General features: G+C 73.1%; 9 protein-coding genes. 5 read left to right on the top strand and 4 right to left on the bottom strand.

The window, feature by feature from the left end:
- Positions 1 to 129 precede the first annotated feature (129 nt).
- From ACZ4U4_RS24835 to ACZ4U4_RS24855, 5 genes are all read left to right on the top strand, one after another.
- On the top strand, positions 130 to 2,214 hold the full coding sequence (locus tag ACZ4U4_RS24835) for a hypothetical protein (protein WP_467878235.1): 2,085 nt from the start codon (positions 130 to 132) through the stop codon (positions 2,212 to 2,214).
- 173 nt (positions 2,215 to 2,387) lie between these two features.
- A complete protein-coding gene (locus tag ACZ4U4_RS24840) occupies positions 2,388 to 3,158 on the top strand; it encodes a FadR/GntR family transcriptional regulator (protein ID WP_467878237.1) in 771 nt (256 codons plus the stop codon).
- A 191-nt stretch (positions 3,159 to 3,349) separates the two neighbouring features.
- Positions 3,350 to 4,117, top strand: a complete 768-nt coding sequence (locus tag ACZ4U4_RS24845; protein WP_467878239.1) for a (Fe-S)-binding protein — start codon at positions 3,350 to 3,352, stop codon at positions 4,115 to 4,117.
- Positions 4,114 to 5,676 (top strand): lactate utilization protein B, encoded by a 1,563-nt coding sequence (locus tag ACZ4U4_RS24850; protein ID WP_467878241.1) that lies wholly within the window; start codon positions 4,114 to 4,116, stop codon positions 5,674 to 5,676. Before ACZ4U4_RS24845 ends, ACZ4U4_RS24850 begins: the two co-directional genes overlap by 4 nt.
- Positions 5,673 to 6,308 carry a LutC/YkgG family protein gene (locus ACZ4U4_RS24855; protein ID WP_467878244.1) on the top strand — a complete coding sequence of 212 codons (636 nt, stop codon included), beginning with the start codon at positions 5,673 to 5,675 and terminating at the stop codon, positions 6,306 to 6,308. The genes ACZ4U4_RS24850 and ACZ4U4_RS24855 overlap by 4 nt, the downstream gene beginning before the upstream one ends.
- A 62-nt stretch (positions 6,309 to 6,370) precedes the next feature.
- On the opposite strand, the gene obgE is transcribed toward ACZ4U4_RS24855, so the two are convergent.
- From obgE to ACZ4U4_RS24875, 4 genes are all read right to left on the bottom strand, one after another.
- Positions 6,371 to 7,807: a GTPase ObgE gene (gene obgE / locus ACZ4U4_RS24860; protein WP_467878247.1), complete on the bottom strand. Its 1,437-nt coding sequence runs from the start codon at positions 7,805 to 7,807 to the stop codon at positions 6,371 to 6,373.
- Between the two features lie 135 nt (positions 7,808 to 7,942).
- Positions 7,943 to 8,200 (bottom strand): 50S ribosomal protein L27, encoded by a 258-nt coding sequence (rpmA, locus tag ACZ4U4_RS24865; RefSeq protein ID WP_009717948.1) that lies wholly within the window; start codon positions 8,198 to 8,200, stop codon positions 7,943 to 7,945.
- Positions 8,201 to 8,214: 14 nt separating this feature from the next.
- The gene (gene rplU, locus ACZ4U4_RS24870) at positions 8,215 to 8,535 is read right to left on the bottom strand and encodes a 50S ribosomal protein L21 (RefSeq protein WP_467878251.1); all 321 of its coding nucleotides are present in this window, start codon (positions 8,533 to 8,535) and stop codon (positions 8,215 to 8,217) included.
- Between the two features lie 228 nt (positions 8,536 to 8,763).
- Positions 8,764 to 12,555, bottom strand: coding sequence for an Rne/Rng family ribonuclease (locus tag ACZ4U4_RS24875; RefSeq protein ID WP_467878253.1), 3,792 nt, complete (start codon positions 12,553 to 12,555; stop codon positions 8,764 to 8,766).
- Positions 12,556 to 12,594: the final 39 nt, after the last annotated feature.

Raw genomic sequence — 12,594 nt, forward strand, 5'->3', positions numbered from 1 at the left:
TACGGTCGGGTGTCCACCGGTCCCGTTTCCCCCGCCCCAGGGCACCCCCTGGCGCGTCGCAGCGCGGGGCCCGGCCGCCCCCTCGGCCGTCACCTGACCTTTCTTTTTGCTTGCCAGGAGCCCTTCCCCGTGCCTTCCGCCGGAATCGCCCCCCGCCGAGCCGTACAGCTCGCGGCGCTGCTCGCGATGATGGTCGCCTTCATCGCCCAGCTTCTCGGTGCGCTGTTGCCCGTCATACCGCTGTTCATCGTCGCATCCGTGGTCAATCTCGGACTCGACCTGTTCCTCCAGCACAAGCAGCCCGGGCTGCTGGCGGTGCTGGGCCGGGTCCGCTTCGACGTCACGGTCCGCCAGCTGCTGCGCGACATGCTGATATTGGTCGGCCTGCTGCACATCGACGGCATCAACCCGCTCGTCGAGCAGGCGCCGCTCACCATCGCGCTGCTGGTCTTCTACGGCACCCACTTCGTCTGCCAGGCCCTCGCGGTGCTGGTGCGGCGCAGCCGTGCGCTGCCGTTCGTGACGCGGAACGTCGACGCGAGCGCGCTGGGCCTCTCCGACGCGCCGCCGCGCCTGCTGTCCCGGCAGACCGGCCGCCGTCTGCTGCGCTTCTCGGTGCCGACCACGATCGGCATGATGGTCACCGCGATCACCACCGACGCGTTCTGGGGCGGCGTCGGACTGGCCGTCTCGCTGCTCCTCTCGATCGGCGGCTCGGTCTACCTGGGCACCTGGCTGATGCCGAAGAAGCGGGTACTCGGCGAGGCGCGCGCGCTGGAGTGGCTGGACCGGTGGCTGGCCGCGTACGAGCCGACGGTCGGGATGTACTTCTCCGGCGGCGCGACCTCTGCGTACCAGGCCAACATGTGGCTCTCCACGCTGGCCGGTCTCGACGGCAAGCCGATCATCGTGCTCCGTGAGCGGTTCATGGTGCAGAAGATCGAGGCGACGGACATCCCGATCGTCTGCATCCCGAAGGTCGCCAACCTGATGCGCCTGGAGCACTCCGCGCTCAAGCTGCTGCTGCACCCGGCGAACTCCGGCAAGACCTCGCAGATCCTGCGCATCCCCTCCATCAAGCACGCCTTCATCAACCACGGTGAGAGCGACAAGCTGTCGTCCTGCAACCCGTACGCGAAGGCGTACGACGAGGTGTGGGTCGCGGGTCCGGCGGCCCGGGAGCGCTACCAGCTCGCCGACATCGGCGTGGAGGACAAGGACGTCGTCGAGGTCGGCCGCCCGCAGCTGGCGCCGATCCGGCCGTACGCGGGCGCGCCCGCCGCGGACCGGATGACGACGGTGCTGTACGCCCCGACCTGGGAGGGCTGGGACGGCAACCCGGGCAACACCTCGGTGATCCTGGCCGGCGAGAACATCGTCCGGGAGCTGCTGGCCGACCCCAAGGTGCGGCTGCTCTACAAGCCGCACCCGATGACCGGTTCGGTGGACCCGCGCGCGGGCGCCGCCAATGTCCGCATCCAGGCGATGATCGCGGAGGCCAACACCCGGCGCGGCGGTGCGCGGCCGGACGACGGGGCCGTGGCCGAGCTGGACCGCCGGGAGGCGGAGCTGGCCGCGCTGACCACCATGTCGTTCCGCAAGAGCGCGGACGAGCTGGAGCGGATGCGGCTCCAGGGCACGCCGCCGGAGGGCCGCGCGGCCGCCGTCACCACCGCCGCCGACGCCTGGGAGAGCGCCTACTTCGCGTCCTTCCCGGAGTGGGAACACCTCGTCATCACCACCGCCCGCCCCGGCATCTTCGGCTGCTTCAACCAGGCGGACGTGCTGATCAGCGACGTCTCCAGCGTGGTCTCCGACTACCTCACCAGCGAGAAGCCGTACGCCGTCGCCAACACCTCCGGGATGAGCGAGGAGGAGTTCCGCACCAACTTCCCGACGGTGCGCGCCGCGGCGATCCTCACGCCCGCCGCGGACGGCGTCGCCGGGCTGCTGGAGAGCGTCCGCAACCCCGAGCTGGACATCTTCGCGGCCGAGCGCGCCGCCCTCAAGGAGCATCTGCTCGGCCCGTCGGACCCGCCCTCGTCGGTCCGCTTCAACCAGGCGGCCCTGGACCTGGCCGCCGAGGCCGACGCCCGCCGCGCGCGGATGGAGCGCCGCCTGGCCGGTATCCCCGGTCCGCGTGCGCAGGCCGATAAGACCGAGGCAGCGGCCGCACCGGAGCCCGGTACCCCGGAGGCGCCCGCGGCGGTCTGAGCCACGGGAGGACACACCGGTCCGGAGGGGCCCGCCGGTCGACGGCGGGCCCCTCCGGCGTTCCCGGGCGCCCGCTCCCGGCGGCCGTCCGTACCCGGTCGGACCATAGACTGTGCGGGACATCCGCAGGCGACAGTCGCCGGTCCGGTACGAGAGCGAGCCGAGGGATTCCGATGGCCGAGTGGCGCCCCGTGCGGCAGGTCCGCACGCATGAGCTGGTGCTGGAGAGCATCGAGGCGCAGGTGCTCGCCGGGGAGCTGAAGGCCGGGGACCGGCTGCCGCCGGAGCGGGAGCTGGCGCCGGTGCTCGGGGTCAGCCGCTCGGCGCTGCGCGAGGCGCTGCGGGTGCTGGAGACCATCGGGGTGCTGGTCGCGCAGGCGGGCCGGGGCGCGGACGCCGGGGCGCGGATCGTGCGCCATCCCGACGACGCGCTCGGCCGGCTGCTGCGGCTGCACTTCGCGCTCGGCAGCTACAGCCTCCACGACGTCCTGGAGGCCCGGGTCACGCTGGAGCGCTCCAGCTTCGAGGCGGCGGCGCGCCACGGTGCGCCGGACGCGCTGGCGGAGGCCGAGGAGCTGCTGGAACGGCTGGGCGCGGCGGGCCTGTCCCCCGCGGACTTCAACGATCTGGACACCCGCTTCCACGTCGCCATCGCCCGCAGCTCCGGCAACGACCTCACCTCGACGCTGACCTCCGCGGTCCGCGAGTCGGTCCGCCCGCTGATCCTGCGCGCCCTGGAGGCCGCCGAGGACTGGCCGGCCACCGCCGCCGCCCTCAACGCCGACCACACCGAACTGCTCCGCCTGGTCCGCGCGGGCGACGGCACGGCCGCCGCCGACCTCGCCGAACGCCATATCCGCGGCTTCCACGGGACGCTGGTGGCGGATGCGGACGAGACGGCGGACGGGCCCGCCTCCGGTGATGCGGGGGACGCGGGCGCGTAGCCCGCGGTCCGTGTGACCTCCCGCCCTGGCCAGCCCGTGGCCAGGGCTTTTCCGCGTTCCAGGGCCTCCCCCGGCCTACCCGACTTCGGCGTACGCGTATCCCGGCACACCCCGCTCGGCGCCGCCTCCTGCCCGCGCTTCCGGACCGACGCTAGAATGGTCGGACCATAAAACTCTGTGGGAGGCGCTCCATGCGTATCGGACTCTTCGCCACCTGCCTGGGGGACACGCTCTTCCCGGACGCGGTGAAGGCCACCGCCCTGCTGCTCACCCGACTCGGGCACGAGGTGGTGTTCCCGCCGGAGCAGACCTGCTGCGGCCAGATGCACGTCAACACCGGCTACCAGCGCGAGCCGGTCCCCCTCGTCCGCGGCTTCGCCGAGCAGTTCGGGGACGCGTCGATCGAGGCGGTGGTGATGCCGTCCGGTTCCTGTGCCGGTTCGGTGCGCCACCAGCACGAGATCGTCGCCGCGCGCTACGGCGACGCCGCGCTCCGCACCGGGGTCGCCACCGTCAAGGAGAAGACGTACGAACTCTCCGAACTGCTGGTGGACGTGCTCGGCGTCACCGACGTCGGCGCGTACTTCCCGCACCGCGTCACCTACCACCCCACCTGCCACTCGCTGCGGATGCTGCGGGTCGGCGAGAAGCCGCTGCGGCTGCTGCGCGCCGTCGAGGAGATCGACCTCGTCGAGCTGCCCGAGGCGGACGCCTGCTGCGGCTTCGGCGGCACCTTCGCCGTCAAGAACGCCGACACCTCCACGGCGATGCTGCACGACAAGGTCGGCCACATCACCTCGACCGGTGCCGCCATCTGCACCGCGGGCGACTCCTCCTGCCTGATGCACATCGGCGGCGGACTCTCCCGTATCAAGGCCGGCACCCGCACCCTGCACCTCGCACAGATCCTCGCCGCCACCCGCACCGCGCCCTACGTCCCGACGGAGGCCGTCCGATGAGCACCTTCCTGGGCATGCCCGCCGCCCCGCCCCGCGCCCCGTACGGCGCCGGCAATCTCCGCGGCGACCGCAGCTTCCCCAAGGCCGCCCATGACGAGCTGCGCAACGACCAGCTCCGCCGCAACCTCGGCAAGGCCACCCACACCATCCGCGCCAAGCGGCTCGCGGTCACCGGCGAACTCCCCGACTGGGAGCGGCTGCGCGACGCCGGATCCGCGCTGAAGACCGCCACCATGAACCGCCTCCCCGACCTCCTGGAGGAACTGGAGCGCAAGGTCACCGAGCGCGGCGGCACCGTCCACTGGGCGCGCGACGCCGTCGAGGCCAATGCGATCGTCACCGAGCTGGTCGAGGCGACCGGCAGCCGTGAGGTCATCAAGGTCAAGTCGATGGCCACCCAGGAGATCGGCCTCAACGAACACCTCGAAAGCCGCGGCATCACCCCGTACGAGACCGATCTCGCCGAGCTGATCGTGCAGTTGGCGCACGACAAGCCGTCGCACATCCTCGTCCCGGCGATCCACCGCAACCGCGACGAGATCCGGGAGATCTTCCTCAAGGAGATCCCCGGCGTCGACCCGGAGCTGGACGCCGTGCCCGCCCATCTGGCGGCCGCCGCCCGCGCCTATCTGCGGGAGAAGTTCATGACGACGAAGGTCGCCGTCTCCGGCGCCAACTTCGGCGTCGCCGAGACCGGCACCCTCGCCGTCGTCGAGTCCGAGGGCAACGGCCGGATGTGTCTGACGCTGCCCGAGACGCTGATCACCGTCATGGGCATCGAGAAGGTCATCCCCCGCTATCAGGACCTGGAGGTCTTCCTCCAGCTGCTGCCGCGCTCCTCCACCGGCGAGCGGATGAACCCGTACACCTCGATGTGGACCGGCACCACCCCCGGCGACGGTCCGCAGGACTTCCACCTCGTGCTGCTCGACAACGGCCGCACCGCCGCCCTCGCCGACGCCGTCGGCCGTGAGGCGCTCAACTGCATCCGCTGCTCGGCCTGTCTCAACGTCTGCCCGGTCTACGAACGCGCCGGCGGCCATGCCTACGGCTCGACGTACCCGGGCCCGATCGGCGCCGTCCTCACCCCGCAGCTCGCCGGGATGCACGCCGCCAAGGACGACCCCAACAGCTCGCTGCCGTACGCCTCCAGCCTCTGCGGCGCCTGCTTCGACGCCTGCCCCGTCAAGATCGACATCCCGTCGCTCCTGGTCGAGCTGCGCCATCAGAAGACCGAACAGTCCGGTACGACCGCGGAGAAGCTCGCCATGAAGGCGGCGGCGGGGGTGATGAGGCGGCCCAAGGTCTACACCGCCGCGCAGAACGCCGCCCGCCTCGGCCGCCTCGCCGGTGGCCGCGACGGCACGATCTCCCATCTGCCGCCGCCCTTCAACGGCTGGAGCGAGAGCCGCGACACACCCGTCCCGCCCCGCCACACCTTCCGCTCCTGGCTCGCCTCGGACGAGGGCGCCGCCGCCCTGCGCGACGCCGCCGCCGAAGGCGCCCGGCAGCGGGCCGCCGCCCCCGAGATGCCCGACACCCCCGAGGAGGAACGGTGACCACGACCGCACGCGAGACGGTCCTCGGCCGGATCCGCGACGCCCTGGCGCTCGCCCCCGCCCCGGAGGCGGAGGTCTCCCGCGCCTACCGCACCGGCCGCACCCTCCCCGACGCCCAGCGGCTGGCGCTCTTCACCGACCGGCTCGTCGACTACCGCGCCGAGGTCCACCCCTGCACCGCCGAGGAGACCGCGGCCACCGTCGCCGCCGTCCTCGCCACCCGCGGCGCCCGCCTCGTCGGCATCCCCGCCGGACTCGACCGCGCCTGGCTCGCCGCGTACGACGGTGAGCTGCGTGAGGACGACCCGGCGGTGGCACCGCCCACGCTGGACGCCCTCGACGGCGTGGTCACCGCCTCCGCCGTCAGCTGCGCCGAGACCGGCACGATCTTCCTCGACGGCTCCCCGGACCAGGGCCGCCGCGCCCTCACCCTCGTCCCCGACCTGCACGTCTGCGTGGTCGACCTGTCGAGCGTGGCGGTCGGCGTCCCCGAGGCCGTCGCCCGGCTCGTCCCCGACCGGCCGACGACGCTGATCAGCGGCCCGTCCGCCACCTCCGACATCGAGCTGGAACGCGTCGAGGGCGTCCACGGGCCCCGCACCCTGGACGTGATCATCCGCACGGACGCCTGACCGGCCCACGGCATGGCGAAGGCCCCGGGAGGAGCGTCCTCCCGGGGCCTTCGCCATGCCTGTCAGAACGGGCGGAAGCCGTCGTACTCCTGCTCCGCCTCGTCCCGCGCCGCATCGCGGTCTCGGCGACGCTGCGCGGCCGGCCGCGGCGCCTCCATGCGGTGGTCCTCACCGCGGCGGCCGAGCATCTCCGCACCGGCGGCCATCGTCGGCTCCCAGTCGAAGACCACGGCGTTGTCCTCGGGGCCGATCGCCACGCCGTCACCGGTGTGCGCACCGGCCTTGAGCAGCGCGTCCTCGACGCCGAGGCGGTTGAGCCGGTCCGCGAGGTAGCCGACCGCCTCGTCGTTGTTGAAGTCCGTCTGCCGCACCCAGCGCTCCGGCTTCTCGCCGCGCACCCGGTAGAAGTGGTCGCCCTCCTCGGTGACCGTGAAGCCGGAGTCGTCCACCGCCTTGGGCCGGATGACGATCCGGGTCGCCTCCTGCACGGGCTTGGCGGCACGCGCCTGCGCCACGATCTCGGCGAGCGCGTACGACAGCTCCTTCAGGCCCTGCCGGGCGACGGCCGACACCTCGAAGACGCGGAAACCGCGCTCCTCCAGATCGCCGCGGATCATGTCGGCGAGGTCCTGGCCGTCGGGGATGTCGACCTTGTTGAGGACGACGAGCCGCGGCCGGTCCTCCAGACCGCCGTACTGCGCCAGCTCCGCCTCGATCATGTCGAGGTCGGAGAGCGGGTCACGGTCCGACTCCAGCGTGGCGGTGTCCAGGACGTGGACCAGCACCTCGCAGCGCTCCACATGGCGCAGGAACTCCAGGCCCAGGCCCTTGCCCTGGCTGGCGCCGGGGATCAGACCGGGCACGTCCGCGATGGTGTAGACGGTCGAACCGGCCGTCACCACACCGAGGTTGGGCACCAGCGTGGTGAACGGGTAGTCCGCGATCTTCGGCTTGGCCGCCGACAGCACCGAGATCAGCGAGGACTTGCCGGCGCTCGGGAAGCCGACCAGCGCGACATCCGCGACGGTCTTCAGCTCCAGCACGATGTCACGGGCCTCACCGGGCTCGCCGAGCAGCGCGAAACCGGGCGCCTTGCGGCGCGCCGACGCCAGCGCGGCGTTGCCGAGACCGCCACGGCCGCCCTGCCCCGCGACGAAGGTGGTGCCCTGCCCGACGAGGTCGGCGAGGACGTTGCCCTTGCGGTCCAGGACGACCGTGCCGTCCGGAACGGGCAGGACGAGGTCCTGGCCGTTCTTCCCGGCGCGGTGGTCACCGGCGCCGGGCTGGCCGTTGGTGGCCTTGCGGTGCGGGTGGTGGTGGTATTCGAGAAGGGTGGTGACGTCCTGGTCGACGACGAGGATCACATCGCCGCCGCGTCCGCCGTTGCCGCCATCGGGCCCGCCGAGCGGCTTGAACTTCTCCCGCATCACGGAGGCCACGCCGTGGCCTCCGTTACCCGCGGCGACATGCAGTTCGACGCGGTCCACGAAGGTGGTCATGGTGAGGTGCCTCCAGATAACTACGGGAATGTCTCTGTACTAACACGCCAAGGGCGGACCGGCCTTCCCGCTCGCGCGAGAAAGGCGGTCCGCCCTCGGAGTGGTGCTACTGCTGAGCTGTCGCCCGGCGGCTGATTACTCAGCGACCGGAACGATGTTCACGACCTTGCGACCACGGTGGGTGCCGAACTGCACCGCGCCCGCAGCCAGGGCGAACAGGGTGTCGTCGCCGCCGCGGCCGACGCCCGTGCCCGGGTGGAAGTGGGTGCCACGCTGGCGGACCAGGATCTCACCGGCGTTGACGGCCTGACCGCCGAAGCGCTTCACGCCGAGCCGCTGAGCATTGGAATCGCGACCGTTCCGAGTGGACGATGCGCCCTTCTTGTGTGCCATGTCTCCTCAGTCCCTTACTTCGCCGGAGCGTCGATGCCGGTGATCTTCAGCGCCGTGTGGAGCTGGCGGTGGCCGATCCGCTTCTTGTAGCCGGTCTTGTTCTTGTACTTCTGGATCCGGATCTTGTTGCCCTTGTGGTGGTCGACGACCTCACCCTGGACCTTGACGCCGGCCAGGACCCACGGGTCGCTGGTGACCGACTCGCCGTCGACGACCAGCAGCGTCGAGAGCTCGACGGTGTCGCCGACCTGGCTGGTGGAAATGCGGTCAATCTCGATGACGTCGCCGACAGAAACCTTCTGCTGGCGTCCGCCGGTGCGCACGATCGCGTACACGCGGAACTCTCCTTCGCTGGAAACGGATCCTCTGATGCCAGCCGCTCACACGGGCTTGGGAGACTCCCGTGAAATCCGAGTGGACGAGCGGCCTCCCCCGGCGGAGAGCCAGGGGGTGTTTGCTCAGGGGCTTGGTGTCACAGACACCGACGGTCAAGGTTACGGGGCCTTGACCTGGGGGTCAAACCGGCCCCGGGTCGTCACCGACCCGGGGCGCGGCTCGGACCGTCAGTCCTCCGCGGCAGGCTCGGCGGCAGCGGTCTTCTTGGCCGCCGCCTTCTTCGCCGTCGTCTTCTTCGCCGTGGTCTTCTTCGCGGCCGTCTTCTTCGCGGCGGTCTTCTTGGCGGTGGCGGTCTTGGCGGTGGTGGTCTTCTTCGCCGCCGCCTTCTTCGTCGCCGCCGTCTTCGCCGCCGTCGTCTTCTTGGCCGCGGTCTTCTTCGCGGCCGTCTTCTTCGCGGCGGTCTTCTTGGCCGCCGCCTTCTTCGCCGTCTTCTTGGCGGCGGGCGCCTCCTCGGCCGGGGCCTCGGCGGGTGCCTCGACGGTCTCCGCCGGAGCCTGGACCGGCTCCGCGGGGGCCTCGGCGACCTCCGGGGTCTCGACCACGACGACCGTCGCCTCGGCGGCCTGCGGGGAGCCCGCCGGGGCGGACACCTTACGGGTCGCACGGCGGCGCGGACGGGCCGGAGCGGGCTCCGGGGCGGCGGGCGCCTCGGGCTCCGGCTCGGGCGCGGCCTCGGGCTCCGGGGCGGTCTCCGCCACCGGCACCACGATCGCGGCGGCCTCGGCGGCCTTCGGCGCGCCCGCCGGGGCGGACGCCTTCCGGCTCGCCCGGCGGCGGCCACGGCCGCGCGTGGCGGCGGCCGCCTCGGCCTCGGCCGGGCTGCTGAACCACTCGTCGGCGTCGGCCACCGCGGGCTGCAGCTCCGCCTCGGTCACCGGCGCGGGCTCCAGCTCGGGCGCCTCGGGCTGCTCGGCCACCGGCTCCGCGGGCTGCTCGGCCACGTGCTCGTGGTGGTCGTGGCGCTCGCCGCCGCCCTTGCCCTTCTTCTTGCGCTTGCCGCCACCGCCGGCCGTCGTCGGCTGGTCCATGTGGACGATGACGCCGCGGCCGTTGCAGTGGACGCAGGGCTCGGAGAACGACTCCAGCAGGCCCTGGCCGACCCGCTTACGGGTCATCTGGACCAGACCCAGCGAGGTGACCTCGGCCACCTGGTGCTTCGTCCGGTCGCGGCCCAGGCACTCCAGCATCCGCCGCAGCACCAGATCGCGGTTGGACTCCAGGACCATGTCGATGAAGTCGATGACGACGATGCCGCCGAGGTCGCGCAGGCGCAGCTGGCGGACGATCTCCTCGGCCGCTTCGAGGTTGTTCCTCGTCACGGTCTCTTCGAGGTTGCCGCCCTGACCGGTGAACTTGCCGGTGTTGACGTCGATCACGACCATCGCTTCGGTCTTGTCGATCACCAGCGAACCACCGCTGGGCAGCCAGACCTTGCGGTCCAGCGCCTTCATCAGCTGCTCGTCGATCCGGTACGTCGCGAAGACGTCCACGTCCGACGTCCACTTCTGGAGCCGGTCGGTGAGGTCCGGGGCGACGTGCGAGACGTAGCCGTGGATGGTCTCCCAGGCGCCGTCACCGCTGACGATGACCTTCGAGAAGTCCTCGTTGAAGATGTCGCGGACGACCCGGACGGTCATGTCCGGCTCGCCGTAGAGCAGGCTCGGCGCGCTCGTCGAGGGCGTCTTCGCCTTCTTCTGGATCTCTTCCCACTGCGCCTGGAGGCGCTCCACGTCACGGCGGAGCTCGTCCTCGCTGGCGCCCTCCGCGGCGGTACGGACGATCACGCCCGCGTCCTCGGGGACGATCTTCTTGAGGATCTGCTTCAGCCGGGCGCGCTCGGTGTCGGGCAGCTTGCGGCTGATGCCCGTCATCGAGCCCTCGGGCACGTAGACGAGGTAGCGGCCGGGCAGCGAGACCTGGCTGGTCAGGCGGGCGCCCTTGTGGCCGATGGGGTCCTTGGTGACCTGCACCAGCACGGACTGGCCGGACTTGAGGGCGGTCTCGATGCGGCGCGGGCCGTTGCCCATGCCGAGCGCCTCGAAGTTGACCTCGCCGGCGTACAGCACGGCGTTGCGGCCCTTGCCGATGTCGACGAAGGCGGCCTCCATCGACGGCAGGACGTTCTGCACCTTGCCGAGGTAGACGTTGCCGACGTACGAGGTCGACTGCTCCTTGTTGACGAAGTGCTCGACGAGGACGTTGTCCTCCAGCACGCCGATCTGGGTGCGCTCGCCGCTCTGGCGGACGACCATGACCCGCTCGACGGCCTCGCGGCGCGCCAGGAACTCCGCCTCGGTGATGATCGGCACCCGGCGGCGGCCCTGCTCGCGGCCCTCGCGGCGGCGCTGCTTCTTCGCCTCCAGACGCGTCGAGCCCTTGATGGACTGGACCTCGTCGGCGCCGGTCGACTCCGCCTTGCGCTCGCGCGGCTCGCGGACCTTGACGACGGTGCGCTCGGGGTCGTCGCCGCCCGGGGCCTCGCCCCCACCGTCGTCCCCGCTGCGCCGGCGGCGGCGACGGCGGCGACGGCTGCTGCTGGAGCCGCCGGCCGGCTCCTCGGCCTCCTCCTGCTCCTCGGCGGCCGGCTCCTCGGCGGGCTCCTCGGCCTCGGCGCTCTCCTGCTCCTGCTCGGACGCCTCGGCGGCCTGCTCGTCCGCGTCGGCGGCCTCACCGCGACGGCGGCGGCGGCCACCGCGGCGACGGCGGCGCGAGGGGCGGTCGCCCGACTCGTCGTCGTGCGCGGCCTCGCGCTGCCCGGCGGCCTCCTCGGCCTCCTCGGCCTCCTCGGCGCTCTCCTGCGGCTCCTCGACGGGCGCGGCGGCGACCGGCTCGGCGACCCGCTCGGCGCGGCGACGGCGGCGACGGCCGGCCGGCTGCTCCTCGCGGGGCTGCTCGGGCTCGACCGCCGTGGCGGCCTCCTCCTCGCGGCGGGCCGCGGCGGCGGCAGCGGCCGCGGTCTCCGGGGTCTGGAACATCGGCTCGGCGAAGACCGGCGCCTGGAAGACGGCCGTCGGCGGACGCTGCGCACGGCGGCGGCCACGGGCCGGGGCCTCCTTGGCGGGCTTCTCCTCGGCGGCCTTCGGGGCCTCGGCGACCGGCTCGGCGGCACGCTCGCCACGGCGGCGGGCCCGGCGGCGCGGCGCCTCGTCGGCCTCGGCCTTCGGCTCGGCCGGGGTCTCCTCGGCGGCCTTGGGGGTCTCGTCCGCGCCCTGCGGGGCACCGGTGGGCGCGGTGGCCTTACGGGTCGCACGGCGGCGGGCGCGGGGTGCGGGCGTCTCCTCGACGGCCTGCGGGGTCTCCTCGGCGGGCGCGGCGGCCGGCGCCTCGGCGACCGGGGCCTCCTCGGCGGCGCGCGGGGCACCGGCCGGGGCGGTGGCCTTACGGGTGGCACGACGGCGCGGACGGGCCGGAACGGCCTCCGCGGCGGGCGCCTCCGCGGCGGGCGCTTCCGCGGCCGGGGCCTCGGCGGCGGGCGCCTCGGTGGCCTCGGGGGTCTCGTCCGCGCCCTGCGGGGCACCGGCGGGCGCGGTGGCCTTACGGGTCGCCCGGCGGCGGGTACGGGCACGCGGCGCGGCGTCCTCGGCGGGCGCGTCGGCCGCGGGTGCGGCCTCGGCCTGCGGCGCGGACGCCTCGGCGGCTTCGGCGGCGGGCTGCGGGGTACCGGCCGGGGCGGTGGCCTTACGGGTGGCACGGCGGCGCGGACGGGCCGGAGCGGCCTCCGCGGCAGGTGCTTCCGCGGCGGGCGCGTCCGCGACGGGTGCCTCGGACGGCTGCGGCGCGGCCGCGGCCCGGGGGGCGTCGCTCACCGCGGCGGCTCCGGCGCCCTGCGGCGGGCCGGCCGGGCGGGAGGCCGCACGGCGCCTGCGGCGCGGCGGCAGCGTGTCGCTGGGGGAATGGTTGTCGTCCGCGCCACGGTCCGTGGACGGCGCGGGTGCGGTGGGCTCAATGGGTTCGAGCATGCGGGCGGTTCTCCCGTCACGCTCCCGGGCGCCGGGCCT

This window comes from Streptomyces sp. NPDC029159 (assembly GCF_055564055.1).